Origin of the sequence: Pseudomonas sp. GGS8, assembly GCF_024168645.1 — a bacterium.
Lineage (GTDB): Bacteria > Pseudomonadota > Gammaproteobacteria > Pseudomonadales > Pseudomonadaceae > Aquipseudomonas.
Window position 1 is genome coordinate 114822 of the sequence record NZ_JALJWF010000001.1, and the last position, 24975, is coordinate 139796.

Here is a 24975-nt window from a genome sequence, read left to right on the forward strand (position 1 = left end):
AAGAAACTGACAGTTGGATGACTCATTGAACTGAGCGGTCACATTTAAGCATTGTCTGACGAAAACGCCTAAGGCAACAAATCTTCCAGGCGCCCATGAAGACGTTCCGGCAAATTTTCCTGAATCTCGATCAAGGCGCGCTGAATTGCACTCTGGAAGCCCTGAACCCCCGCCGAACCGTGACTTTTCACAACAATTCCCTGCAAACCGAGGAAACTTGCGCCGTTATGGCGCGCCGGTGCCAGCTCGGCCTGCAAGCGTTTCATCAGCGGCAGCGCCAGTGCACCCACCAGCTTCGACGCGAAATTTTTCTTGAACTGGGCTTCGATCCGCCCGGCAATCATGGTCGCCAGGCCTTCGCTGGACTTGAGTAGGATATTGCCCACAAAGCCGTCACACACCACCACATCCGCCTCGCCACGGTACAAACCGTCACCTTCGACAAACCCGATGTAATTCAGGCCACGCGCATTTTGCAGCAGGGTCGCCGCCAGCTTGACCTGCTGATTACCCTTGATGTCTTCGGTGCCGATATTCAGCAACGCGACCCGTGGACGAACGACACCCAAAGCTTGCGCCGCCACTGAACCCATCACCGCGAACTGCAACAGATGCTCGGCACTGCAATCGACATTGGCGCCCAGATCGAGCAACTGGCAAAAACCTTTCTCGGTCGGAATGGCGGCGACCATGGCCGGCCGATCGATCCCCGGCAAGGTTTTGAGCACAAACCGCGACAACGCCATCAGCGCACCGGTATTGCCGGCACTGACGCACGCCTGGACCTTGCCATCACGCAACAACTCCAGCGCCACACGCATCGACGAATCAGGCTTGCCGCGCAGGGCCTGGGCAGGCTTTTCGTCCATGGTGATGACTTCGGACGCCGGCACAATCGACAGGCGCGAGCGATCCACAGCCGATTGGCCAGCGATCAATTCTTCAAGTAGGGAGGGTTGACCGACAAGGGTCAGGTGCAGCGAGGGCGTAGCTGACAGACAAGCAAGGCTGGCCTGAACAATGCTGCGGGGACCGAAGTCCCCGCCCATTGCGTCAATCGCGATGACTTGAGCGGACAAGGATTACTCGTCAGCGCCCTTGTCGATCACTTTACGGCCACGGTATACGCCTTCTGGCGATACGTGGTGACGCAGGTGAACTTCACCGGTGGTTTTTTCTACAGACAGAGTGCTAGCCTCGAGAGCATCGTGCGAACGACGCATGTCACGGGCAGAGCGGGATTTTTTGTTCTGCTGAACAGCCATAATTGATTAACTCCTAAACGTTTGGGTCACGCTTTAACTGCGCCAATACACTGAACGGGTTGGACCGCGTTACCTCGTCCTCGCTCGGTTCGGGCTCATCTGCTCCCGCCGGCTGCTGGCATTCTTCCGGATGATGAGCAGGCACAATGGGCAAGGCGAGCAGAAGCTCCTCCTCGATCAGTGACTGCAGATCCAATGGATCTTCGCCCAGTTCCAGCACGTCATAACCTTTCGGCAACGACTGGGTATTCGCACCCTCCTTCACCACAGCATAACTGCATTCGCTATGGATCGGCAGGGTGACCAGCTCAAGACAACGCTGGCAAACCATTTTGACTTCGGTGTCGATAAAGCTGTGGATTACCACAGACTTACGTTCATCTCGTTCAAAAACGAATTTAGCCTGCACCGTACCGACACTGTCGGAAAGCGGGTCGCAGAGTCTCTCCAAATCGGCCAGCAGCATTTCACCTTGAAGGGTGGTGCCACGGTCAGCCAATTTGCGCGGGTCAACGTGAGGTGGAATCGGGTCATTCAACATAGGCGCAGCATTATAGGGATGCCCCCGGCCATGTCAAAGGAAATTCAGCCCTGTCCGTCACTTGAGCCTGCGCTAGAATTCGCCCCCTGCCCTTTGGAGATGCGCATGCTGCCTTTATTACTCGCTTCAAGCTCGGTTTATCGCCGGGAATTGTTGGCTCGCCTGCAGTTGCCGTTTACTTGCAGCTCGCCGGATATCGACGAAAGCCATCGCCCGGACGAGTCAGCCATCGAACTGGTAAAGCGCCTCGCCGAAGAAAAAGCCCGGGCACTTACCGCCAGCCATCCCGCCCACCTGATCATCGGCTCAGACCAGGTCGCGGTACTAGGCCAGCGCATTATCGGCAAGCCACACAGCTTCGAAACGGCCCGCGAACAACTGCTGGCATCGAGCGGTGCCAGCGTGACGTTCCTCACCGGCCTGGCATTACTCAACAGTCAGACCGGCCACTGCCAGGTCGACTGCGTGTCGTTTACCGTGCACATGCGCACACTCGACGCAGCACGCATCGAACGCTACTTGCACGCCGAACAGCCCTACGACTGCGCTGGCAGCTTCAAGGCCGAAGGATTGGGGGTGAGCCTGTTTCAAAGCACTGAAGGCCCTGACGCCACCAGCCTGATCGGCCTGCCACTGATTCGCCTGGTTGACATGTTACTGGCTGAAGGCGTGCAGATCCCCTAAACCGATCCATGTAGAGACTGCGCTCGCATAAAAAACCGGCCACACGGGCCGGTTTCGTTATGCAGACAGGTAATCAGCGCAATGCTGGCCCCTGGAAGCCCATCCACATCGCCAAATGCTCAGCCACGCTGGCACCGAGCTTTTTCGAGAAGCGATCAAACGGTGACTCCTCGATAGTAAAGTCCACCATCTCTTTCTCGCCAATCACATCACGCGCCACCGAACTGGCACTGCCCAGACCATCAATCAAGCCCAACGGCAGCGCCTGCTCACCGGACCAGACCAGCCCGGAGAACAGTTCCGGATGCTCTTTATCCTTGAGACGGTCGCCACGCCCCTTCTTGACGCTACTGATGAACTGCTGATGCGTGGTATCGAGCACACCCTGCCAGAACTGAGTTTCCTCAGGCTTCTGCGGCTGGAACGGATCGAGGAATGATTTGTGCTCGCCGGAGGTATAGGTACGACGCTCGACACCCAACTTTTCCATGGTGCCAACAAAACCGTAGCCCGCCGCTGTCACACCGATGGAACCCACCAGGCTAGCCTTATCGGCATAAATCTGATCCGCCGCACTGGCAATGTAATAGGCACCGGAAGCCCCCAGATCCGAGATCACCGCATAAACCTTGGTATCCGGATGCAGGCCGCGCAAACGACGGATCTCGTCGTAGACATACCCCGACTGCACCGGACTGCCGCCCGGACTGTTGATCCGCAGAATCACACCCTTGACCTTCTTGTCCTCGAAGGCTGCACGCAGACTGCCGACGATATTGTCAGCACTGGCGGGCTCTTTCTCGGCAATCATGCCGGTTATATCGATCAGCGCCGTGTAACCGGAACCGCGCGTGGCGCTTTTTTCCATATCCATCAGCGGCGAGAACAAGAACAACGCAAGCATCACATACACAAAGGTCAGCAGCTTGAAGAAAATCCCCCAGCGACGGGACCGACGATGCTCCTGCACGCTGGCCAGCAGGGTCTTTTCCAGTAGCTTCCAGCTTCTCTCGTCACCGCTCTCTGCGCTCGCCTTGGCGGGCGCTTTCCATTCGTCGGTCATGACACTTACCCCTGCAAAAAACCGTTATGCCCGCTGACTCAGCCAGGAGCGCAATTCTGAAAAACGATCAATGGACAGTCGCGGCTCGAACTGCTGCAACGCCTCAATCGATTGAGCACCATAGCTGACCGCCACCGAATCCATGCCGGCGTTGCGCGCCATCTGCAGATCGAAGGACGAGTCCCCGACCATCAGCGCCTGCTCCGGGCGGACCTCGCAATGGGCGAGGATTTGCTCGAGCATCAATGGATGAGGCTTGCTGGCCGTTTCATCGGCCGCACGGGTGACATCAAAATATTCTTCCCAACCGTGAGCCTTCAGCACCCGATCCAGCCCGCGTCGGGCCTTGCCGGTGGCAACCGCCAGGTGATAGCCGTCAGCGCGAAACGCTTCCATCGATTCGAGCACGCCCTCGAACAACGGCGAAGGTACGGCCTCCGCCGCAATATAGTGTTCCGCATAATAATCACGGAACGCTATCAGCTCGCCATCACCGATCTCGGGATACAAGGTGCGAATTGCTTCCGGCAACCCAAGACCGATAATGCCTTTGACCGCAAAATCATCGCGCAACTGGAAGCCGGAGCGCCTGGACGCTACGTGCATCGCCTCGACAATCCGACCAATGGAGTCTGCGAGCGTACCGTCCCAATCGAAAATCAGTAGCTTGTAATCAGATGGGCGCACTCAATCGCTCCACGGTTTTGGCCCACATCTCGTCGACCGGCGCCTGCAATTTCAGCTCACCGCCGTCGGGTAGCGGCACGGTCAGCATGTAGGCATGCAGGAAAAGACGTTTACCACCCAGGTCACGAATCTCTTTGCTGAAATCTTCATCGCCGTACTTGGTGTCGCCGGCAATGCAATGCCCGGCATGCAAAGTATGGACGCGAATCTGGTGGGTGCGACCTGTGATCGGCTTGGCTTCGACCATGGTTGCAAAGTCACCGAAGCGACGCAGCACCTTGAACACGGTCAGGGCTTCCTTGCCTTCTTCGTCGACTTCAACCATCCGCTCGCCGGAGCGCAGATTGCTCTTTTGCAAGGGCGCACGGACTTGCTTGATCGAGGTCGCCCAGTTGCCACGCACCAGCGCCATATAGCGTTTGTCGACACCATCACCGCGCAATGCGGCGTGCAAGTGACGCAACATGCTGCGCTTTTTGGCGATCATCAGCAGACCGGACGTGTCCCGGTCGAGGCGGTGAACCAACTCAAGCTCTTTTGCATCAGGACGTAACTGACGAAAGGCTTCGATGACGCCGTAATTCAAGCCGCTGCCGCCGTGAACCGCGATGCCAGCGGGCTTGTTGATCACGATCAGCGCCTTGTCTTCGTAGACAATCGAAGCTTCGAGCCGCTGCAGCAGACCCTGGGCCAGTGGCACGGGCTCGTCGCGTTCAGGCACGCGCACCGGCGGCACGCGCACGATATCGCCCGCCTGCAGCTTGTATTCGGGCTTGATCCGACCTTTGTTCACCCGCACTTCGCCTTTACGCAAAATGCGGTAAATCAAGGTCTTGGGCACGCCTTTAAGCCGAGCGAGAAGGAAGTTATCAATACGTTGGCCGGCATATTCCGGCGAGACCTCAAGCAGTTGTACGCCTGGGGTCGAGGGGGCAGTAGTCGTCATGGCGCGGATGATAACAATTTTTTATGGAATTGAAGCACTTAATCATTGCTGCTATAGTCGCGAACGCCGCCAAAAGTGGCCTGGACAGCGGACTAACGGTCAAAAACCGGCCCTGACCAACGCAATTCACGAGGACGAGAGGCCGTCCTACGGGGCTTTCGCTACGTAACGGCAGAGTTTTCAGTTGTAACAAGCGCAGGTGACATAAGGCCTGAATCATGCCGCAAAGCAGAGTTTTCACTCGCCTTCCGAGCAAATATTCACGGCCAGTTCACAAAGTGCAGTCAGCTGCGAACGACCCCGAGCGAACGCTTCGGAAACACCGCCTAAATTAGCCATGATGCGTGACCTCCCCTTTCGGAGCTCACGGTAAATGCCAACCCGCTGCGGATTCTGCGCGCGGCAGCACCCGAATTATCAGGGATACGTGTAGGGTGGAGATGCACAACCGCTGGACTGTGTAGCAATAGGCTTTATCAAGACGCTTCATCTCGTCCACAGCCGCCGGTTGATTCCTCCTCCTGACTGAGTGCTTAAGTAGCCACAGCAAGCAGGACGCGTACGTCGCGATACCGGCCCAATTGGTCGGACATCGCTGGACACGGGAATGGCCAACCACTCCCGACGCACCTGACACCGACCATGAGAAGTCGTGTGTGCCGAACGCCGTTTCCGGCAGCCCGGAAACCGACGGTACTACATGAAAAGAATGCTGATTAACGCGACTCAACCCGAAGAGTTGCGTGTTGCACTGGTAGATGGCCAACGCCTCTACGACCTGGACATCGAATCCGGTGCACGCGAGCAGAAGAAGGCCAACATCTATAAAGGCCGGATTACTCGCATCGAACCAAGCCTTGAGGCTGCCTTTGTCGATTTCGGCTCTGAGCGCCACGGCTTCCTGCCCCTCAAAGAAATCTCCCGCGAATACTTCAAGAAAGCCCCCGAAGGCCGCGTCAACATCAAGGACGTCCTGAGCGAAGGCCAGGAAGTCATCGTTCAGGTGGAAAAAGAAGAACGTGGCAACAAGGGCGCCGCCCTGACCACTTTCATCAGCCTGGCCGGTCGTTACCTGGTCCTGATGCCGAACAACCCGCGCGCCGGCGGTATCTCCCGCCGCATCGAAGGCGAAGAGCGCAATGAACTGCGTGAAGCGCTGAACGGTCTGGTTGCCCCGGCCGACATGGGTCTGATCGTTCGCACTGCCGGCCTTGGCCGCAGCAGCGAAGAAATGCAGTGGGACCTCGACTACCTGCTGCAACTCTGGACCGCCATCAAAGAAGCCTCGCTGGACCGCGCCGCGCCGTTCCTGATCTACCAGGAAAGCAACGTGATCATCCGCGCCATCCGCGATTACCTGCGCCAGGACATCGGCGAAGTGCTGATCGACAGCGTTGAAGCCCAGGACGAAGCCCTGACCTTCATTCGCCAGGTGATGCCGCAGTACGCCAGCAAGATCAAGCTGTATGAAGACAGCGTTCCGCTGTTCAACCGCTTCCAGATCGAAAGCCAGATCGAAACCGCCTTCCAGCGCGTCGTCGAACTGCCTTCCGGCGGCTCCATCGTTATCGATCCGACCGAAGCTCTGGTGTCCATCGACATCAACTCGGCGCGCGCCACCAAAGGCAGCGACATCGAAGAAACCGCTCTGCAGACCAACCTTGAAGCTGCTGAAGAAATCGCTCGTCAGTTGCGCTTGCGCGACATCGGCGGCCTGATCGTCATCGACTTCATCGACATGACCCCTGCCAAGAACCAGCGCGCCGTGGAAGAGAAAGTCCGCGAATGCCTGGAAGCCGACCGCGCCCGCGTGCAAGTCGGTCGCATCTCGCGCTTCGGCCTGCTGGAAATGTCCCGTCAGCGCCTGCGTCCATCGCTCGGCGAAAGCAGCGGCATCGTTTGCCCGCGTTGCAACGGCACCGGTATCATCCGTGACGTTGAATCGTTGTCGCTGGCGATCCTGCGCCTGATCGAAGAAGAAGCCCTGAAAGACCGTACCGCCGAAGTTCGCGCACAAGTGCCGATCCCGGTGGCTGCGTTCCTGCTCAACGAAAAACGTAACTCGATCACCAAGATCGAACTGCGCACCCGCGCCCGCATCGTCATTCTGCCGAACGATCACCTCGAAACGCCGCACTTCGAAGTTCAGCGTCTGCGCGATGACAGCCCGGAAGCCAGCATCAACCAGTCCAGCTACGAAATCGCTGCTGCCGCTGCCGAAGTCGAAGAAGTCCAGCCAGCCGCTGCGACCCGCACCCTGGTTCGCCAGGAAGCCGCGGTCAAGACTGCACCGGCCCGCGCCAACGCTCCGGTTCCGACCGAAGTCGTCACCGCTCCAGTGGCGGCACCGGTCGCCGCGCCAGAACCAAGCCTGTTCAAGGGCCTGGTGAAGTCGCTGATCAGTCTGTTCGCGACCAAGGAAGAACCTGCTGCTCCGGTTGTGGTTGAAAAACCAGCGACCACCGAGCGCCCAGCCCGCAACGAAGAACGTCGCAACGGTCGTCAACAGAGCCGCAACCGTAACGGTCGCCGCGATGAAGAGCGCAAGCCTCGTGAGGAACGTGCACCGCGTGAAGAGCGCGCACCACGCGAAGAGCGTCAACCACGCGAAGCCCGTGAAGAAACGCCTGCAGTAGTAGCCCGCGAAGAGCGCGCACCACGCGCCCCTCGTGAAGAACGTGCACCGCGCGCACCGCGTGAAGATCGCAAGCCACGTGGCGAGCGTGAAGAACGTCCGGTTCGTGAACTGCGCGAGCCTCTGGATGCCGCTCCGGCCGCCGCCGCCGCCACCGCCACCGCCACCGCCACCGCTGAAGAGCGTCCGGCCCGTCAGCCACGCGAAGAACGCGCTCCACGCCCACCGCGTGAAGAACGTCAACCACGCACCGAGCAAGCCGCTGCCGCCGTTGCCGAAGAAGAGCTGCCAACCAACGAAGAGCAACTGCAGGAAGACGGTCAGGAAGTCGCCGAAGGCGATCGTCCACGCCGCCGCTCCCGTGGCCAGCGTCGTCGCAGCAACCGTCGTGAGCGTCAGCGCGATGCCAACGGCAATGTGATCGAAGGTTCGGAAGAATCCGAATCGGCTGAAAACGCCGAAGCGCCAAGCGCCGCCGATCTGGCCGCCGGCCTGGCGGTTACCGCTGCCGTTGCCAGCTCCGTGATCAGCGCACCTGCAGAAGCACAAGCCAATGAGCAAGCCGAACGCGCTACCGCCGCCACGCTGGAAACTGCTCCAGTTGAAGCGCCAGTGGTTGAAGCGACCACGCCGGTAGAAGTCATCGCCGCTCCGGAAATCGAAGTGGCACCGGTTCGTGAAGCACAGCCTGAAGTTGAAGCTGCCGCTGAACCGGCCGTTGCTGCTGAGCCTGTGGTTGAAGCGCCAGTAGCTGAACCGGTACGTGAAGTTCGCGAAGTTCGTGAAGAACAAACCACGTTCAACTGGGTTGCCGAGCCACCTGTAGCGGTCGAAGCTCCAGCGCCAGTCGCTGAAGCCCCGATTGCTGAAACCCCAGTTGCTAAAACCACGGTCTCCGAGCCAGTGGTTGCGGCTGCCGAGCCTGCTCCGGTGGTTGAAGCACCAGTGGTTGCAGAAGCAGCTCCAGTGGTCGAAGCCGCCCCTGTCAGCGCCCTGACCCCAAGCGGTCGTGCGCCGAACGACCCGCGTGAAGTACGTCGTCGCAAGCGTGAAGCCGAGCGTCTGCAGAAGGAAGCCGAACTGGCTGCCGCTGCTGCTCCGGCCGCTGCCGAGCCAGCACCGGTTGTTGCTGAAGTCGTCGAGGCAGCCCCTGCCCCGACTGCTGAAGTCGCTGCCGAACCGGTTGAATCCGTGATCGACGAAGCGCCACGCTCCGTTCAGGAAGCGGTAGAGCAACACGAACAAGCCCTGGAAAAAGAACACGAGCCTAAACCCCTCGCCTGATTCCATCGGCCACTAAAAAGCCCCGCCTGGTGATCCAGGCGGGGCTTTTTTATGTCCGTTGTATCGCAGGAAAACCGCGTTACCGTTCATCGCGGGCAAGCCACGCTCCCACAGGTTTTGCGTCGAGCATGTTTCTCCTGAATGACACAGGACCTGTGGGAGCGTGGCTTGCCCGCGATGGCGGTGTATCAGGCGAAGACCAACCCCTCTGGGGTATCCACATCCCACAACACCCCAGGATCCGCCACCGCCACCTCGACCACCCTCGCCTGCGCGAACAGCGACCTGGCGCCGTGATCGCCGGTCAGCGCCATCAAGCCCGGGCCGAAGCTTCGCCCGAACCCCACCGGATGCCCATATTGCCCCTCATGCACCGGCACACTGATGGCGTCATCCGCAATGGCCGCGACAACCTGTTCAATGCTCGACGGCAGAATAAACGGCATATCCCCCAGCATGATCAGCCAGCCATCGAGGTGCGAACAGGCCGCCACACCCGCCGCAATGCTGTCGCCCAGGCCGGTCGACTCGATCCGCACAATCTCGCAACCATAGGCCTGCGCCATGCGAATCACCTGCGGACGGTCCGCCGTGGTCACCAGCACGCGCTTCTCAAGCGCGGCCGGTAGATTCACCAGCACTTGTTCGATCATTGAGTGCACGGTGATGCCATCACGGCCGGTGCAGTCCACCAGCAACTTGTCCTTATCGTCACCTGCTACCTGTCGAAACCGACTGCCCTGCCCTGCGGCCAGAACGATAACGCCGATGGAATCGCTCATACGCTCTCCTGCAACGGCCTCTGCTGTTTCAGCTCGACGCCGTTCTTGATTGCCACAATCTCGGCCAGCAGCGACAAGGCGATTTCCGCCGGAGTATGGCTGCCGATGTGCAAACCGATCGGGCCGTGCAAGCGCTCGATCGCCTGTTGTGACAAGCCTAGCTGAGCCAGGTTATCCCGGCGCTTCTGGCTGTTGACTCGCGAGCCCAGCGCACCGACATAGAACGCCCTGGAGTCCAGCGCCGTAAGCAGCGCCATGTCATCCAGGCGCGGATCGTGGGTGAGCGCGACGATGGCGGTGCGTTCGTCGGTCTGGATGGTCAGCACTGCTTCGTCGGGCATGCCCGGAACGAAGCGACCGTGTTGTTCTTCCCAACCGTAGACGAACTCGGTGCGCGGATCGCAGATCAGCACTTCGAAATCCAGCAGCCGCGCCATCTCGGCGACATACCGCGATAGCTGCCCCGCGCCGATCAACAACAATCGCCAACGCGGGCCGTAAATGGCGCGCAGTGTGTTGCCATCAAAACTCAGCACATCGTTCTTGTTCGCCGACTGCAAAACCACTTCACCGGTCGCAATATCCAGCGAGCGCGCCACGATTTCATGCGCCTCGCAGCGCGCCAGCAACTGCGCGACCCATGCCGGATCGCCAACGCGCTCCTCGGTCAGGCGCAACGTGCCGCCGCAGGGCAAACCAAACCGCGCGGCCTCCTCTCGAGTGACGCCATAAGTAATCAACTGCACCGGCGGCCCATCGGCCGGGATACGGCCATCGTGCAGCCGGGCAATCAGGTCATCCTCGACACAACCACCGGACACCGAGCCAATCACCACGCCATCGCCACGCAAGGCCAGCATCGCGCCAGGTGCCCGGGGCGCTGTGCCCCAGGTCTGAACCACGCTGTACAACATCACCCGCTGACCGGCGCGGCGCCATTCCAGCACGCTGCGCAGGACGTTCAGATCGACGCTGTCCATCAGGCTTGCGCCTTCTGCCAGCCTTGCAGCTGATAGCGAACCGGCAAGTTACGGATGCGCTTGCCGGTGGCGGCGAAGATCGCGTTACACAACGCTGGCGCAATCGGCGGCACGCCCGGCTCACCGACCCCGCCCAACGGTACAGTGCCCGGTGGCGTGACCAGGTGCACGGCGACTTCCTTCGGTGCCAGGGACATGCGCGCCACCTCGTACATGTGGAAGTTGTCCTGTTGGACCTTGCCATCCTTGAAGCTGATTTCCCCCAGCACCGCGTTGCCCAGGCCCATGACGCAAGCGCCTTCGAACTGCGAGCGAATTCGCTCGGGGTTGATCTGCGGGCCGCAATCCACGGCAATGTCGGCCTTGTGCACGATCAGCGTGCCATCGTCTTTGACTTCGACTTCGATTACCGCCGCCACATAAGTGACAAAGCTGTAATGCACCGCCAGGCCCAAGCCTCGGCCCTTGGGCAACTCACGCCCCCAACCGGCGGCTTTGGCGGCGGTTTCCAGCACCGTGCGCATCCGAGCGGTATCGATCGGATAACGCTCAGGGGATTCGCCGTAGTTCCACTCTTCACTCAAGGTACGCGGATCGATCTGACGGTCCGGGCCAAGCAGCTTGATCTGGTATTTGAGCGGATCCTCGCCAGCCTTATGAGCCAGTTCATCGACAAAGCTCTGAATCGCAAAGCCGTGGGGAATGTTCGACACCGAGCGATACCAGCCGATCCGCGTATGGACCGTCGCTTCAGGGTTTTCCAGGCGTACGTTGGGGATCGCGTAAGCCATGTTGGTAAAGCCCATGCCCAGCTCGAAAGCCGCTTCATGATTCATGCCCGGTGCGAACAGCGCGGTAATGCTCGGCGCCACCGTGCGGTGCAGCCAGCCAGACGGCAGGCCGTCCTTGTTCAGGCTGGCCTTCAGGTATTCGGCGGACACGGTATGGAAATACGAGTTGTGGATGTCGTCTTCACGGGTCCACTGCACCCGCACCGCTTTGCCCGGAAACTCCTTGGCCAGGATCGCCGCTTCAATGACGAAATCCGGCTTGGACTTGCGACCGAAACCACCGCCGAGCAACGTGACGTTGAACGTGACGTTATCGAATGGAATGCCCAGGCGCTCGCCAATCCGTTCGCGGGTGACTTGCGGCGCCTGGCTTGGTGCCCAGGCCTCACACACACCGTCCTTGAAACGGGCGATGGCGACCATCGGCTCCATCGGCGATTGCGCCAGGTGCGGCAGATAGTAGGACGCTTCGAGGGTGCTGTCGGCGCTGCCCATGGCTTGGTCGATGTTGCCGGTATTGCGCACCACTTTGCCGGGTTTGAGCGACGCGGCTTCGAGTTCCTTGCGATAGGCGATCGAGTCGTAACTGGCGTTGGGGCCGTCATCCCACTCGATCTTCAGCGCGTCGCGGCCCTTGATCGCCGCCCAAGTGTTGCTGGCCACCACGGCCACACCGCCAAGCGGCTGGAACTCGGACGGCAATGGACGGCTTTCGATTTGCAGGACCTTGATCACCCCCGGGACTTTCATTGCAGCGTCGGCATCGAAGGATTTGACCTTGCCGCCGTAGACCGCCGGACGCGCGATGGTGGCGGAGAGCATGCCATCGAAGTGCACATCAGCGCCGTAGACCGCGCGACCGTTGACGATGTCCGCACCGTCGATGGCCTTGGTGCCTTCCTTGCCGATGTAGCGAAATTCCGATGGCTGCTTGAGCCGCAGGCTGTCGCGCGCCGGTACCGCCAACGCACTGGCAGCGGCGGCCAACGCGCCGTAGCCCAGTTCACGGCCAGTCGGTTTATGGATGACTTTGTGCAGTTGCGCATGGCACTCGCTGACCGGCACTTTCCATTGCTCGGCAGCGGCTTGCTCAAGCATGGTCCGCGCGGCTGCACCGCAACGGCGCATCGGCTCGTACCAGTGACGCATGCTGCGCGAACCGTCGGTGTCCTGATTGCCGAAACGCACTTCGTCGCCCGGCGCCTGCTGCACTTTGACCTGCGCCCAGTCGGCTTCCAGTTCATCGGCCACCACCATGGTCAGGCTGGTGCGCACGCCCTGGCCCATTTCCGAGCGGTTGCAAATCACGGTCACGCTGCCATCGGCGGCAATGCTGATGTAAACCTTCGGGTCATCAATCCAGCCGTTGGGCATGCCATCGGCGCCGAACTTCTGCTCTTTTTCGGCGGCGAGCGCGTCTTGCCAGCCCCAACTGGCTGCCAGCACCAGCGCACTGGTGGCACCCACGCCTTTGAGGAACCCGCGGCGGCTGAGGTTGCTCAGCGCAAAATCATTCGGTAGCTGGCTCATGCCTTGGCCCCCTTCAGGTGAGTGGATGCCTGGCGGATGGCGGTCTTGATTCGGTTATAAGTGCCGCAACGGCAGATGTTGCCGATCATCGCCTCTTCAATCTGCTCGTCGCTGGGGTTCGGGTTGGTTTTCAGCAGCGCGGTGGCCGACATGATTTGTCCGCCCTGGCAGTAACCGCACTGAGCCACGGCGCTGTCGAGCCAGGCTTGCTGGACGATTTTGCCCACCGGGTCGGCATGCAGGTCGTCGATGGTGCTGACGTTCTGGCCGACCACCGAGCCGATCGGCGTGATGCAACTGCGCGCGGGCGCGCCATCGATATGAATGGTGCAAGCGCCACACAGACCCATGCCACAGCCGAATTTGGTGCCGTTGTATCCAGCCACGTCACGGATCGCCCAGAGCAGCGGCATGTCTTCGGTGACATCGAGTTGATGGTCTTTTCCATTGAGTTTCAGGGTAATCATGGGCACGCCCGCCATTTTTCTCATAAAGAGGTCGAGGTTATGGAGTCGAGCAATCTGCCGCTTGGGGGTCGCGGTTCACTACACGCAGATCGACTCAGGCTGATGGGCTCTCTTGTGCGAACGGCAACGTCTGCACCGGGCCTTTGGTGAAGCAAATGCTTGCATCGTTAGCTGGCTAAGTTAACTCAGCATTAACAAAAAAGCCCTGCACATTTGAAGATGTGCAGGGCTTTGGAACCAGCCTGAAAGCGTAGCCTCAATACCGGTTGGGTTCCATTTCCAGGTCGACCTTGAAACGTTCTGCAATGTCTTTCTGAATGCGTTGCGCCAGGCTCAGTAATTGCAGGCCCGTGGCGCTGCCATAGTTGACCAGCACCAGCGCCTGTAATTTATGCACACCGGCATCGCCGTCGCGAAAGCCTTTCCAACCGGCGCGCTCAATCAGCCAGCCCGCCGCCAGCTTCATTTGCCCGTCGGGCTGCGCATACGCTACCAGATCCGGGTATTCACCCTTGAGTTGTGCCACGAGTGCGGCTGGCACCAACGGATTCTTGAAGAAACTGCCGGCATTGCCGAGCACCGCCGGATCCGGGAGTTTTTCGCTGCGGATACTGCAAATGGCCTGGCTGACATCGGTCGGCGTCGGGTGATCAATACCTTGCTCGGTCAGGCGCTGACGCACCGGGCCGTATTCCAGGTGCAGATGCGCGATGCGCGTGAGGGTGAAACGCACCCGCAGGATCAACCACCGCCCCGGCTCCTGTTTGAACAGGCTGTCGCGGTAGGCGAAGTTGCACTCGGCCAATGTGAAGTCCCGCAGCTCGCCGGTCTGGCGATCGAGGGCCGTCAGGCCGGCGAATACATCTTTAATCTCGACGCCATAGGCACCGATGTTCTGCATCGGCGCGGCGCCGACGGTGCCGGGAATCAGACTGAGGTTTTCCAGCCCCGACCACCCTTGCGCCAGCGTGTGCTGCACAAACGGATGCCACGGCTCGCCCGCCTCGGCTTCGATCACCACCTGGTTGCCGTCATCGCTCAGCAGGCGAATCCCCCGTGTGGCCATGCGTAGCACCAACGCAGGTACATCGGCAGTCAGCAGCAAATTGCTGCCGCCACCGATCACCAGCACCGGCACTTCGTGTTCCATCGCGTAGGTCAGGGCTTCGCGCACGTCAGCATCGCTATGGGCTTCGGCAAACAGCCGTGCCTGAACGTCCACGCCAAAGCTGTTGAACGGTTTGAGCGAAACCCGGGGTTGAACCTGCAAACTCATAACCGCCCCTTCAATTCGATCACCAGCCGATCGCTGGCGCGCTCGATCAGGTCCAGTACCTGTTCGAAGCCTTGGTCGCCGTCGTAATAAGGATCCGGCACCTCATCGATTTCCGACTGGTAGCGACGCAGGAACAAATCCAGCTCGGCCTTGCCCTTGGCCGGTTGCAAAGCCTTGAGGTGGCGCAAGTTGCTATTGTCCATCGCCAGGATCAGGTCGTAGGCGGCGAAATCGGAGCGGGTCACTTGCTGAGCGCGTTGGGCGGACAGGTCATAACCGCGCAGTTTCGCCGCGGCCTGACTGCGCTTGTCCGGGGCCTTGCCGACGTGCCAGTCGCCGGTGCCGGCGGAAGCCACTTCGACTTGATCGGCCAGCCCCGCCTCACGCAGCTTGTGCCGCAATACGCCTTCGGCCGTGGGGGAACGGCAGATGTTGCCCAGGCAGACGAACAGGACCCGCATCAGGCCTCCAGCAGGCGACGAACGCGCTCAAGGTCTTCAATGGTGTCGACGCCGGTGGGCGGTGCGATCAGCGCGTCGGCAACGTGAATCCGCACGCCGTGCCAGAGGGCCCGCAGTTGCTCCAGAGACTCGGTGTTTTCCAGCCAGCACGGGCCCCAAGTAACGAAGTCCTGAAGGAAACCGGCGCGGTAAGCGTAGATACCGATGTGGCGGCGATACGGCACGCCTTCCGGCAATTGCTCGCGGCTTTTGGCAAACGCGTCCCGGGCCCACGGCAAAGTGGCACGACTGAAGGTCAGCGCCAGGCCATTGAGGTCGCTGACCACTTTGACCACGTTGGGGTTGAACAGGGTTTCGACGTCTTCGATCGGCTCGGCCAGAGTGGCCATGCGCGCTTCGGTGTGGGCGGCCAGGTTGGCGGCGACCTGATCGATCACGCTCGGCGGAATCAATGGCTCGTCGCCCTGAACATTGACCACGATCGCATCTGGGGCCAGGCCCAGTTTCGCCGCCACTTCGGCCAGACGGTCAGTGCCGGAATTGTGGTCTTCGCGGGTCAACACCACTTCGGCACCAAAGCCTTTGCAGGCCTCGACGATGCGCGCATCGTCAGTGGCAACCACCACGCGCTGGGCACTGCTTTTACTCGCCTGTTCCCAGACGTGCTGGATCATCGGCTTGCCGGCGATCAGCAGCAGCGGCTTGCCCGGCAGACGGGTGGAGGCGTAACGCGATGGAATGACAACGGTAAAGGCTGTGGTCATTTATCCAGACGCTCATCGGTAGTCAGAGTGCGCGCTTCGCTTTCGAGCATCACCGGGATGCCGTCGCGAATCGGGTACGCGAGGCCGGCGCCCTTGCTGATCAGCTCGGTTTTATCGGCGCTGAGCTTGAGCGGGCCTTTGCAGACCGGGCAAGCGAGGATATCGAGCAATTTGGTGTCCATGTACATTCCCTGGATAGAAACGGAGTTAAGGCAAAAGACGAGCCGGCAACAGGCGCATCAGCTGCGCATCGAACCAGGCCACGAAGGCCGGCGATGGCGCAGCATCGACCGCCAGGTACCACCAATCGGCGGCGGCGAAGGCACGGCACTTCACCGCGTCCTTTTCGGTCATCACCACTGGCAATGACGGTGTGAAATTCAAGACCTGTACGCTGTACTCGGCGTGGTCGGCAAATGCATGGGGCACTGGCCGCCAGTGTAGCGTTTCGAGGGTCGTGAAGAAACGTCGGGGATTGCCGATCCCGGCCACGGCGTGCAGGGCCTGACCTGCGGGAAAGTGGTCGAGAGGACGTCGTTCGCCGCTGTGCAGGTTGACCAGTTCGGTGGGTTGCAACTGGAAGGCAAAACCGTCTTCGCGATCATTGGCAGCGCCGTTGTAGAGCACCGCGTCGACGCTTTGCAGACGCTCGACCGGTTCGCGCAACGGCCCGGCGGGCAGGCAACGCTTGTTGCCCAGCCCCCGGACGGCGTCGATCAGCACCAGCTCCAGGTCCCGGGCCAGCCGGTAATGTTGCATGCCGTCGTCGGAAAGAATCAGGTCCAGCGGTTCACTCGCCAGCAAGGCTTTGACCGCACGGCTGCGGTCCGGGTCGATCATCAGCGGTACGCCGGTGCGCTGGACGATCAACAGCGGTTCATCGCCCGCCACGTCCGCGCCTTGATCCGCCGCGACCCGCCACGGCAATTGCGGCGGTTTGGCGCCATAACCACGGCTGACCACGCCGACCCGCAAACCACTGCGCTGGCAATGCTGGATCATCCACAGAATCAGCGGCGTCTTGCCGGTGCCGCCAACTGTGATGTTGCCGACCACGATCAGCGGCACCGGCGATCGGTAGATCTCGCCCTCGCCCGCCAAAAAGCGCTCGCGCTTGCCAGTGACCACGCGTCGATACAGCCATTCAAGAGGCTGCAACAGCTTCAACGCCGGATGACCTTCGTACCACGCGGCGAGCAATCGATCGGACATGGCCATCAGGACGCCGGCGCCGCCTCGACAGTGGTCATGCGCAAGTGGCTGAAACCGAGCTTGCCAGCAGCGTCCATCGCGGTGATGACGGACTGATGGGGGGTTTTGCCATCGGCGCTGATGGACAGCGGCAGATTGGTGTCGCCATTGGATTCTTTCTGCAGCGCTTCCATCAGGCTGGTCAGGTCGTTCTTCGGCAACAGCTGGTTGTTGACCGAATACGCCCCGTCGGCGCTGATGGCGATGTCCAGTTGCTTGAGCTGCTGGTCTTCGGCCGGGGAGCCGCTGACCGCTTCCGGCAGGTCGACGCGCAACTGAGTTTCACGGGTGAACGTGGTGGTCACGACGAAAAACAACAGCAGGATAAACACCACGTCGATCAGCGACGCGAGGTTGATGTCTACCGTTTCCCGTGGTTTACGACGGAATTTCACGCTTTACCCTCGGCCAGGTCCACGTCACGATCGCCCTGTACAACCTCGACCAGTTTGATCGCCTCTTGCTCCATGCCCACCACCAGCTCATCGATCCGACGTTGCAAGAAGCGGTGGAAGAACACGGCCGGGATACCGACCATCAGGCCGGCGGCGGTGGTGATCAGCGCCTTGGAAATACCCCCGGCCAGCACCGCGGCGTTGGTACCCATGCCCGCGCCCATGAACGCACTGAAAATATCGATCATGCCCAGCACCGTACCCAGCAGACCCAGCAACGGGGCCATGGCGGCAATGGTGCCGAGGGCGTTGATGTAGCGTTCGAGATCGTGAATCACCCGCGCGGCGGCCTCTTCGATGCACTCTTTCATGATCTCGCGACCATGCTTGGAGTTCGCCAGGCCGGCAGCGAGGATCTCGCCCAGCGGAGAGTTGGCGCGCAGTTCCTTGAGTTTTTCTTTATTGAGTTGCTTGTCCTTGATCCAGACCCAGACCTGCCCGAGCAAGTGCTCCGGGGTCACGCGGCTGGCACGCAGGGTCCAGAGACGCTCGGCGACAATCGCCATGGCCGCGATGGAACTCAGAATGATCGGCAGCATCATCCAGCCGCCGGATTTGACCAATTCCCACACAGTGACAGTCCCCTCGAAAAAGTGCGCCACTCTAACATAGGGGGTGGGCGCACCGAAGACCGCGATGTCGCATCCGGTCGGGCTTTAATGACGCGGGCTACTGGCGCAATGCTGGCGGATCACGCCAGAAACGCCGTTCCTGAAGCATCGTCCAAGGCGGTTTGAAGCGCCCCAGTTGTAGACGAATGGCACCCTGCTCGGCGCTGTCGTAGATCGCCATGCCACGCTTTTGATACCGCGCCACGACCGTGGGATGGGGATGGCCGAAAGAATTACCATTGCCACGGGAAATCAGCACCGCTTTGGGCTGCAAGGTGCTGAGCAACTTCATCGAAGACGAACTGCGACTGCCGTGGTGCGGGGCCTGCAACCAGTCCGTCGGCACCGCCAATGGACCGTCGAGCAGCGCCCGCTCGGCCGCGGTATCAATGTCGCCGGTCAGCAACAACCGCTCACCGTTGGCTTCGACCTGCAGCACGCAGGATTTCTGATTGCTATCGACGGCAGACGGCCACTGCCAGAGTTGGAACTGCACGCCGTCCCAGGTCCACTGTTGACCACTCTCGCAACCCTCGGCGTGTAGCTCGTCCGGCAGGGCCAATGGGTCACCGCTCAATACTCGCGTCACCGGCACACCGTTGGCAATCGCTCGCGCACCGCCGGCGTGATCAGCGTCGGCATGGCTGATCAGCATCAGATCAAGTCCATTCACCCCCAGTTTGCGCAATGTTGGCAACACCACCCGCTCACCCAGGTCGATATCGCCGAAACGCGGCCCTGCGTCATACAACAGGGTGTGATGGCGGGTGCGCACCAGAATAGCCAACCCTTGGCCGACATCCAGTTGCCAGACCTCGGCGACGCCTTCAGGCAAGGTGTGCCGGGGCGCAAATACCAGCAACAGCACAATCGGCCAGCCCAACGGGCGCAACGGCACGCCACTTGGCAGTAACAGCAGAAATGCACCCAGCATGCCGAATGCCCAAACCCACAACGGAACCGCCACCGGCACCCACGCGGACAATTGCCCGGCCATCAACGCCAGCCCCTTGAACAAAAGGTCGATCAGACCGCCAGCCAACCACAGCAACCCCTCGCCCACATAAGGAACGGGCAACAGCAGCGTTCCGAGCAAGGCCGGCGGCAAGACCAGCAGACTGATCCAGGGCACCGCCAGAAGATTGGCCAGCGGCCCGCTGAGACTGATCGGCAACCCCAGCACCAACAGCAGCGGGCACAGACCGATCGCGATCAGCCATTGGGCACGGGTCCAGGTTTGCCACCAACGCCACGGGCCCAATCGCCCGCCAAAGGTGAAAATCAGCACCGCCACCGCCGCAAACGACAGCCAGAAACCCGGTTGCAGGCTTGCCAGCGGGTCCAGCAGCAAAACACCGTCAAGCGCCAGCAACAGCGGCCACCAGGCGCCGAGGTGACGAAACCGTAGCCGCCACAACAACAGCAGACCGATCATCAGGCAGGCCCGACGCACCGGCACCTCGAAACCGGCCAGCAGCCCATACCCCAGCGCCGCCGCGAACGCCAGCCCGCACGCCCACGGCAGCCACGGCAAGCGCCTGGGCCATAAGCCATAGCGCGCCAGCCCGGCGATCAGCAGATACACCAGCCCCGCCAGCAAACCAATGTGCTGCCCTGAAATCACCAACAGGTGCACGGTGCCGGTGTCTTGCAGCACCTGCCAGTCCTCACGGCTCAGCCCGGCGCCGTCCCCCAGCACCAACGCCGTCAGCGCCGCCGTTCGCCCCTGCGCATCGACGGCCTGAAAACGCTGGCGGATGCTGTCGCGCCAGGCCCACTGCGCTTCCCTCAGTCGCTGGCCGTCCTTGACCGTGCCGGTGGCGCCGATGCGTTGGGCCAGCAACCAGGCGTCGTAATCAAAACCATGGGGGTTGAGCAGCCCGGCCGGACGCTTCAGTTTGACCGCCAGCCGCCACCGCTCGCCGCTGTTGACGGGCGGCCCGCCATACCAGGCCAGGCGCAAGTGCCGAGGCAGTTGGGTGCGACGCGATTGACTGTCTGTCAGTTCGAAACGCACCACGCCCTCGGCCTGCTGCGGCAACCCGGTAACCCGACCTTCGACCCAACGCGTCTCACCATCGAGCTTCAGCGCCAGGCGATCATCCAGCGCCCATTGCGCATTCGCACACGCCCAACTGAAACCAAACAGCAAAAAAGCCAGGGGAAAGGTTCGAAACGGCAGCAACATCAAACCCACTACCGGCAACAACAGCCACAACCCCGCCGGCGGCAATGCCGGTAAAAAACGCAGGGCCAGCAAACCCAGCGCCAGCGCCATCATCCCTGTGCGCATAAGCCCGTCCTTGAGAGTCCCCTCCCTAGGCTTAGCCGTCGCACCGCACGGACGTCGTTATCAATTGTCACAAAGTCTGAATAGGCGGTTCGTAGAATCCAGACATACTTGCCGCCTTAACCGACCGAGAAGCCTTATGCCCCGGCGCTTATTCAAACGCTACATGCCAGACCCGACCAGCATCAGGGAACACAAATCCTTACGCTTTCTTGGCACCCTGCTGCATGACCCGAACCTCTGGCACCTCAATCGCCATTCCGTCGCGCGGGCCATGGCCGTCGGCCTGTTCGCGGCGTTTCTGCCCATCCCGCTGCAAATGCTGCTGGCCGCCATCCTCGCCATCGTGGTGCGCGGCAACATGCCCATAGCGGTCAGCCTGGTCTGGCTGACCAACCCGATCACCATGCCGGCGGTATTCTTCTGCACTTACCAGACCGGCGCATGGCTGATGGACGTCCCAGCCAGAAACCTGCCGGACGAGTTGACCTGGGCGTGGATCAGCGGCGAGCTCTCGACTTTGTGGCAGCCGTTTTTACTGGGCTCGGTGGTAACGGGGCTGGTGCTTGGGGCGTTGGCTTATTGCCTGGTAATGATGTATTGGCGCTGGTGGGTGAGTCGGCAGTGGGCACGGCGTAAGCGCAGCCGGATGCAAGAATGAAAAACGGCCTCCATTTGGGAGGCCGTTTTTTTTGTGGTGTCTGGACTGACGCCATCGCGGTCAAACCCGCTCCCACATGGGTTCTGTGTTGATCACAAAATATGTGAGCAACACCAATCCTGTGGGAGCGGGCTTGCCCCCGGTGAAGGCGACTCGGTCTTCCTTAGGTACGCATCCCGCGCCCACTCACCAGCAGCCGCGCACAACCGATGTACAGCACAACAGTCGCTACCAGCATGAAAGCGATCGCCACGCTGATCTTGATGTCCGACACGCCGAGGATGCCGTAACGGAAGGCGTTGACCATGTGCAGCACCGGGTTGGCCAGCGACACGGTCTGCCAGAATGGCGGCAGCAGGCTGATCGAGTAGAACACCCCGCCCAGGTACGTCAGCGGTGTCAGCACGAAGGTCGGGATGATCGAGATGTCATCGAAGTTGCGCGCAAATACCGCGTTGATGAAGCCCAGCAGCGAGAAGATCGTCGCCGTCAGCAGCACCACCAGAACGGTCACGCCCAGGTGATGCACCTGCAGCGTGGTGAAGAACAGCGACAGCACCGTCACGATGATCCCGACCATCAAACCGCGCAGCACGCCGCCCAGGGTGTAGCCGATCAGAATCGTATGGGGTGACACCGGCGACACCATCAATTCTTCGATGGAGCGCTGGAACTTGCTGCCAAAGAAACTCGATACCACGTTGCCGTAGGAGTTGGTGATCACCGACATCATGATCAACCCCGGCACGATGTACTCCATGTAGGTGAAGCCACCCATGCCGCCGATCTGACGCCCGATCAGATTGCCGAAGATCACGAAGTACAGAACCATGGTGATGGCCGGCGGCAGCAGGGTCTGCGGCCAGATCCGGGTGAAGCGCTTGACCTCACGGTAAACGATGGTATTGAGGGCAACGAGGTTGGGTTGCAGCTCGGAACTCATACCGCCACCTTCGACAGATTTTTCTCCACCAGGGACACGAACAACTCCTCGAGGCGATTGGTTTTGTTACGCAGGCTCAACACTTCGATGTTCTGCTGCGCCAATTGGGTGAACAGCGCGGTAATGCCCATGGCCTTGTCGACCTGGACTTCCAGGGTATGACTGTCGATCAGTTTGGTCGGGTAGCCGAGCAACTGTGGCGCCACTTGCAACGTGTTCTTCAGATCCAGCAGGAACGTCTCGACATGCAGTTGGCTGAGCAACTGCTTCATGCTGGTGTTCTCGACGATTGTGCCGTGGTCGATGATGCCGATGTTGCGGCACAACTGTTCAGCCTCTTCCAGGTAGTGGGTGGTGAGGATGATGGTGATGCCTTTCTTGTTCAGCTCGGTGAGGAAAGTCCACATCGAGCGACGCAATTCGATGTCCACCCCCGCCGTCGGTTCGTCGAGGATCAGCAGGCGTGGTTCGTGAACCAATGCTCGGGCAATCATCAGTCGGCGCTTCATGCCGCCGGACAAGGAGCGCGACGGCACATCACGCTTATCCCACAGGCCCAGTTGAGTCAGGTACTGCTCGGCGCGTTCCTTGGCGATTTTCGCCGGAATGCCGTAGTAACCGGCCTGGGTCACGACGATGTCAAAGGTCTTTTCGAACTGGTTGAAATTGAATTCCTGGGGCACCACACCAATGCAGCGCTTGAGCGCCGCCGGTTCCTTGTCCAGGTCGTGGCCGAAGATATTCACCGTGCCGCTGGTCTTGTTCACCAGGGTCGAGAGAATGCCGATGGTCGTGGATTTGCCGGCGCCGTTCGGGCCGAGCAAGGCGAAAAAGTCACCTTCGGCGACGTCCAGATCGATACCACTCAGGGCCTGGAAACCGTTGCCGTAGGTTTTGGTTAGCTGCCGGATGGACAGAGCGGAACTCATATCGGATTTACGCACCAAGAAGGGAAGAAAGGAATAAATAAGCGCGGGCGGCGAGCAAAGCAACCGCGGCGCATGAGCGCAATGGTGCTTGTCGCTGCCACACAAGTACAGTCATGCGTGTCGATAGTGAGTATTAAGTCAACGCGGTCATGACTGCCTTACGATACGCCGGACGCTGTTTCAACCGCGCGTACCAGGCTTGGAGATGAGGCAACGGCGCACGCTCGATCGGCATCTCGAACCAGGCATAAATGAAACTGCCCAAGGGAATGTCGCCCATGCCGATCTCATCGCCCGACAGGTATGGTTTAGCCGCCAGCGCTTGATCGGCCATCGACAGCAGATCGTCGCACTCCTTGATCGCGGCCTTGATGGCCGGCCAGTCCTGCTGCTCTGGCGGAGTGCGCAACACGCCCCAGAACACCGTGCGGAACGGTGCGGCAAAACTTGAGGTGGTCCAGTCCATCCACTTCTCGGCGCTGGCACGGGCCTGCAGATCCGCCGGGTACCACGCCGTGCCGCTGGCATGGCGGGCCATCAGGTAACGCACGATGGTGTTGGATTCCCACAGCACGAAGCCGTCATCTTCGATTACCGGTACGCGACCGTTAGGATTCATCGCCCGATACTCAGGCGTGTCGACCACGCCAAACGCACCGCCGGCATCAATGGCTTCATAGGCCAGGCCCAGCTCTTCGGCGGCCCACAACGGCTTTCTGACATTCGACGAATTTTTCCGACCCCAGATCTTCAGCATGACCGCCCCTTGTTGGATGAATGCGCAGGCAGCATACGCCGGATCAGGCGCGACTCAAATCGCTCTGCATGTCACCCAGTTGCAGCGGTAGCCGCTCGCCGAACAGATGCGGATAGCACTTTTCCAGGTGCTCGAAAAAGAACGCTTCAGGCACATCGCTGAACTGACCGTGATCGACCAGGTATTCCATCAACGGCTCGCCGTCACGGTTGAAGGGATGGAACACACTGTCGTTGATCCCGTCGAATTCCAGCGGCGCGACATTGAACAGTTCGCACAGTTGTGGATTGAAGGCCGGCGTCGCTTTGACCCAACGCTCGTTCAAATACAACTCGGTGTAGCCATGCATGGCGAACACATCGCTCTTGAGCAGTTCGAGCAGGCGCGGTGTCGACAGGTGATTACGCACATCCGCCAGGCCAATACGCGCCGGGATTGCGCAATGCCGGGCGCAACCTGCCAGCAGCGTGGCTTTGGGCACGCAATAACTCTCCCCGGCCGCCAACGCATAACTGCCGCGCAAGGTCTGCGGATCACGGCTGAAGGTGTAGGGGTTGTAGCGCACGGCCTCGCGCACTGCGTAATAGAGATTGATCGCCTGCTCCAGCGGATCGCACCGAGCGCCACGATGTTTTTCGGCGAACTCCACCACCGAGGAATGGTCACTATCGATGAAGCGGCCGGGGCTCAGATACGCGTGCACGGCAGCAATCTCCTGGGGGAAGCCCCGAGTCTAGCGGCACCTTCAGCACAGAGATAACGCCGTTTCGGCCAAATATCAGCGTTTGCCCGCCCTGTTGACGAAAGCGTTCAACAGCCCTCCAGCGAAATAACTGACGAAGTTCAGCCGCTACTTCCTACGATCTCGAACCGATCGCTCTGACCACCCACTTTTATGGATGCCGTCTAAGCTCTGAGAGTG

The 24975-nt window shown here is 60.5% G+C and carries 25 protein-coding genes; 3 read left to right on the forward strand and 22 right to left on the reverse strand.

Annotation, left to right across the window (positions count from 1 at the left end):
• Positions 1-68: 68 nt before the first annotated feature.
• Genes plsX through J3D54_RS00520 form a run of 3 tightly spaced genes read right to left on the reverse strand, consistent with a single transcriptional unit; the run spans position 69 to position 1806 of the window.
• A complete protein-coding gene (gene plsX, locus J3D54_RS00510; RefSeq protein ID WP_081625794.1) occupies positions 69-1079 on the reverse strand; it encodes a phosphate acyltransferase PlsX in 1011 nt (336 codons plus the stop codon).
• Between the two features lie 3 nt (positions 1080-1082).
• Positions 1083-1265, reverse strand: a complete 183-nt coding sequence (rpmF, locus tag J3D54_RS00515; protein WP_003179396.1) for a 50S ribosomal protein L32 — start codon at positions 1263-1265, stop codon at positions 1083-1085.
• A gap of 13 nt (positions 1266-1278) precedes the next feature.
• Positions 1279-1806, reverse strand: coding sequence for a YceD family protein (locus tag J3D54_RS00520; protein WP_253416257.1), 528 nt, complete (start codon positions 1804-1806; stop codon positions 1279-1281).
• Between the two features lie 105 nt (positions 1807-1911).
• On the opposite strand from J3D54_RS00520, the gene J3D54_RS00525 reads away from it, so the two are divergent.
• The gene (locus tag J3D54_RS00525; RefSeq protein WP_253416258.1) at positions 1912-2490 is read left to right on the forward strand and encodes a nucleoside triphosphate pyrophosphatase; all 579 of its coding nucleotides are present in this window, start codon (positions 1912-1914) and stop codon (positions 2488-2490) included.
• A 73-nt stretch (positions 2491-2563) separates the two neighbouring features.
• Here J3D54_RS00525 and sppA read toward each other — a convergent pair whose 3' ends face one another.
• The 3 genes from sppA to rluC are packed head-to-tail and all read right to left on the reverse strand — an operon-like array spanning position 2564 to position 5186.
• Positions 2564-3553: a signal peptide peptidase SppA gene (gene sppA, locus J3D54_RS00530; RefSeq protein ID WP_253416259.1), complete on the reverse strand. Its 990-nt coding sequence runs from the start codon at positions 3551-3553 to the stop codon at positions 2564-2566.
• 24 nt (positions 3554-3577) lie between these two features.
• On the reverse strand, positions 3578-4240 hold the full coding sequence (locus J3D54_RS00535; RefSeq protein WP_253416260.1) for an HAD-IA family hydrolase: 663 nt from the start codon (positions 4238-4240) through the stop codon (positions 3578-3580).
• Positions 4227-5186, reverse strand: a complete 960-nt coding sequence (gene rluC / locus J3D54_RS00540; protein WP_007941997.1) for a 23S rRNA pseudouridine(955/2504/2580) synthase RluC — start codon at positions 5184-5186, stop codon at positions 4227-4229. The genes J3D54_RS00535 and rluC overlap by 14 nt, the downstream gene beginning before the upstream one ends.
• A 700-nt stretch (positions 5187-5886) precedes the next feature.
• Between rluC and rne the strand changes: the two genes are divergently transcribed.
• Complete coding sequence (rne, locus tag J3D54_RS00545) at positions 5887-9105, forward strand: ribonuclease E (protein ID WP_253416261.1); 3219 nt, start codon at positions 5887-5889, stop codon at positions 9103-9105.
• A gap of 188 nt (positions 9106-9293) precedes the next feature.
• Here rne and J3D54_RS00550 read toward each other — a convergent pair whose 3' ends face one another.
• The 12 genes from J3D54_RS00550 to J3D54_RS00605 all read right to left on the reverse strand — a co-directional run bounded on the left by J3D54_RS00550 (position 9294) and on the right by J3D54_RS00605 (position 20766).
• Positions 9294-9887 carry an NTP transferase domain-containing protein gene (locus tag J3D54_RS00550; protein WP_253416262.1) on the reverse strand — a complete coding sequence of 198 codons (594 nt, stop codon included), beginning with the start codon at positions 9885-9887 and terminating at the stop codon, positions 9294-9296.
• Positions 9884-10867 (reverse strand): XdhC family protein, encoded by a 984-nt coding sequence (locus J3D54_RS00555; protein WP_253416263.1) that lies wholly within the window; start codon positions 10865-10867, stop codon positions 9884-9886. The genes J3D54_RS00550 and J3D54_RS00555 overlap by 4 nt, the downstream gene beginning before the upstream one ends.
• Positions 10867-13188 carry a xanthine dehydrogenase family protein molybdopterin-binding subunit gene (locus J3D54_RS00560; RefSeq protein ID WP_253416264.1) on the reverse strand — a complete coding sequence of 774 codons (2322 nt, stop codon included), beginning with the start codon at positions 13186-13188 and terminating at the stop codon, positions 10867-10869. Before J3D54_RS00560 ends, J3D54_RS00555 begins: the two co-directional genes overlap by 1 nt.
• Positions 13185-13655, reverse strand: coding sequence for a (2Fe-2S)-binding protein (locus J3D54_RS00565; RefSeq protein ID WP_253416265.1), 471 nt, complete (start codon positions 13653-13655; stop codon positions 13185-13187). The genes J3D54_RS00560 and J3D54_RS00565 overlap by 4 nt, the downstream gene beginning before the upstream one ends.
• Positions 13656-13911: 256 nt before the next feature.
• Complete coding sequence (gene murB / locus J3D54_RS00570) at positions 13912-14931, reverse strand: UDP-N-acetylmuramate dehydrogenase (RefSeq protein WP_253416266.1); 1020 nt, start codon at positions 14929-14931, stop codon at positions 13912-13914.
• Entirely contained in the window at positions 14928-15392 is a 465-nt protein-coding gene (locus J3D54_RS00575) for a low molecular weight protein-tyrosine-phosphatase (RefSeq protein ID WP_253416267.1), read from the reverse strand. Before J3D54_RS00575 ends, murB begins: the two co-directional genes overlap by 4 nt.
• Positions 15392-16156 carry a 3-deoxy-manno-octulosonate cytidylyltransferase gene (gene kdsB / locus J3D54_RS00580; RefSeq protein ID WP_253416268.1) on the reverse strand — a complete coding sequence of 255 codons (765 nt, stop codon included), beginning with the start codon at positions 16154-16156 and terminating at the stop codon, positions 15392-15394. The genes J3D54_RS00575 and kdsB overlap by 1 nt, the downstream gene beginning before the upstream one ends.
• Positions 16153-16338 carry a Trm112 family protein gene (locus tag J3D54_RS00585; RefSeq protein WP_003179363.1) on the reverse strand — a complete coding sequence of 62 codons (186 nt, stop codon included), beginning with the start codon at positions 16336-16338 and terminating at the stop codon, positions 16153-16155. The genes kdsB and J3D54_RS00585 overlap by 4 nt, the downstream gene beginning before the upstream one ends.
• Positions 16339-16363: 25 nt before the next feature.
• Positions 16364-17374: a tetraacyldisaccharide 4'-kinase gene (gene lpxK / locus J3D54_RS00590; RefSeq protein WP_253416269.1), complete on the reverse strand. Its 1011-nt coding sequence runs from the start codon at positions 17372-17374 to the stop codon at positions 16364-16366.
• A complete protein-coding gene (locus J3D54_RS00595) occupies positions 17374-17802 on the reverse strand; it encodes a biopolymer transporter ExbD (protein WP_018926235.1) in 429 nt (142 codons plus the stop codon). The genes lpxK and J3D54_RS00595 overlap by 1 nt, the downstream gene beginning before the upstream one ends.
• Positions 17799-18434 (reverse strand): MotA/TolQ/ExbB proton channel family protein, encoded by a 636-nt coding sequence (locus J3D54_RS00600; protein ID WP_253416270.1) that lies wholly within the window; start codon positions 18432-18434, stop codon positions 17799-17801. The genes J3D54_RS00595 and J3D54_RS00600 overlap by 4 nt, the downstream gene beginning before the upstream one ends.
• 97 nt (positions 18435-18531) lie before the next feature.
• On the reverse strand, positions 18532-20766 hold the full coding sequence (locus J3D54_RS00605) for a DNA internalization-related competence protein ComEC/Rec2 (RefSeq protein ID WP_253416271.1): 2235 nt from the start codon (positions 20764-20766) through the stop codon (positions 18532-18534).
• 136 nt (positions 20767-20902) lie between these two features.
• On the opposite strand from J3D54_RS00605, the gene J3D54_RS00610 reads away from it, so the two are divergent.
• Complete coding sequence (locus tag J3D54_RS00610; protein WP_253416272.1) at positions 20903-21424, forward strand: DUF2062 domain-containing protein; 522 nt, start codon at positions 20903-20905, stop codon at positions 21422-21424.
• A gap of 163 nt (positions 21425-21587) precedes the next feature.
• On the opposite strand, the gene J3D54_RS00615 is transcribed toward J3D54_RS00610, so the two are convergent.
• The 4 genes from J3D54_RS00615 to J3D54_RS00630 form a co-directional block, all read right to left on the reverse strand.
• Positions 21588-22367, reverse strand: a complete 780-nt coding sequence (locus J3D54_RS00615) for an ABC transporter permease (protein ID WP_253416273.1) — start codon at positions 22365-22367, stop codon at positions 21588-21590.
• On the reverse strand, positions 22364-23296 hold the full coding sequence (locus J3D54_RS00620) for an ABC transporter ATP-binding protein (RefSeq protein WP_253416274.1): 933 nt from the start codon (positions 23294-23296) through the stop codon (positions 22364-22366). The genes J3D54_RS00615 and J3D54_RS00620 overlap by 4 nt, the downstream gene beginning before the upstream one ends.
• Before the next feature lie 133 nt (positions 23297-23429).
• Positions 23430-24053, reverse strand: coding sequence for a glutathione S-transferase family protein (locus J3D54_RS00625; protein ID WP_253416275.1), 624 nt, complete (start codon positions 24051-24053; stop codon positions 23430-23432).
• A 43-nt stretch (positions 24054-24096) separates the two neighbouring features.
• Entirely contained in the window at positions 24097-24756 is a 660-nt protein-coding gene (locus J3D54_RS00630; RefSeq protein ID WP_253416276.1) for a transglutaminase family protein, read from the reverse strand.
• Positions 24757-24975 lie beyond the last annotated feature (219 nt).

Coding starts and splice junctions, on each gene's coding strand:
- rpmF (WP_003179396.1), bottom strand. CDS start 1,265: ATGGCTGTTCAGCAGAACAAAAAATCCCGCTCTGCCCGTGACATGCGT.
- J3D54_RS00520 (WP_253416257.1), bottom strand. CDS start 1,806: ATGTTGAATGACCCGATTCCACCTCACGTTGACCCGCGCAAATTGGCT.
- J3D54_RS00525 (WP_253416258.1), top strand. CDS start 1,912: ATGCTGCCTTTATTACTCGCTTCAAGCTCGGTTTATCGCCGGGAATTG.
- sppA (WP_253416259.1), bottom strand. CDS start 3,553: ATGACCGACGAATGGAAAGCGCCCGCCAAGGCGAGCGCAGAGAGCGGT.
- rluC (WP_007941997.1), bottom strand. CDS start 5,186: ATGACGACTACTGCCCCCTCGACCCCAGGCGTACAACTGCTTGAGGTC.
- rne (WP_253416261.1), top strand. CDS start 5,887: ATGAAAAGAATGCTGATTAACGCGACTCAACCCGAAGAGTTGCGTGTT.
- J3D54_RS00550 (WP_253416262.1), bottom strand. CDS start 9,887: ATGAGCGATTCCATCGGCGTTATCGTTCTGGCCGCAGGGCAGGGCAGT.
- J3D54_RS00555 (WP_253416263.1), bottom strand. CDS start 10,867: ATGGACAGCGTCGATCTGAACGTCCTGCGCAGCGTGCTGGAATGGCGC.
- J3D54_RS00560 (WP_253416264.1), bottom strand. CDS start 13,188: ATGAGCCAGCTACCGAATGATTTTGCGCTGAGCAACCTCAGCCGCCGC.
- J3D54_RS00565 (WP_253416265.1), bottom strand. CDS start 13,655: ATGATTACCCTGAAACTCAATGGAAAAGACCATCAACTCGATGTCACC.
- murB (WP_253416266.1), bottom strand. CDS start 14,931: ATGAGTTTGCAGGTTCAACCCCGGGTTTCGCTCAAACCGTTCAACAGC.
- J3D54_RS00575 (WP_253416267.1), bottom strand. CDS start 15,392: ATGCGGGTCCTGTTCGTCTGCCTGGGCAACATCTGCCGTTCCCCCACG.
- kdsB (WP_253416268.1), bottom strand. CDS start 16,156: ATGACCACAGCCTTTACCGTTGTCATTCCATCGCGTTACGCCTCCACC.
- J3D54_RS00585 (WP_003179363.1), bottom strand. CDS start 16,338: ATGGACACCAAATTGCTCGATATCCTCGCTTGCCCGGTCTGCAAAGGC.
- lpxK (WP_253416269.1), bottom strand. CDS start 17,374: ATGGCCATGTCCGATCGATTGCTCGCCGCGTGGTACGAAGGTCATCCG.
- J3D54_RS00605 (WP_253416271.1), bottom strand. CDS start 20,766: ATGCGCACAGGGATGATGGCGCTGGCGCTGGGTTTGCTGGCCCTGCGT.
- J3D54_RS00610 (WP_253416272.1), top strand. CDS start 20,903: ATGCCCCGGCGCTTATTCAAACGCTACATGCCAGACCCGACCAGCATC.
- J3D54_RS00615 (WP_253416273.1), bottom strand. CDS start 22,367: ATGAGTTCCGAGCTGCAACCCAACCTCGTTGCCCTCAATACCATCGTT.
- J3D54_RS00620 (WP_253416274.1), bottom strand. CDS start 23,296: ATGAGTTCCGCTCTGTCCATCCGGCAGCTAACCAAAACCTACGGCAAC.
- J3D54_RS00625 (WP_253416275.1), bottom strand. CDS start 24,053: ATGCTGAAGATCTGGGGTCGGAAAAATTCGTCGAATGTCAGAAAGCCG.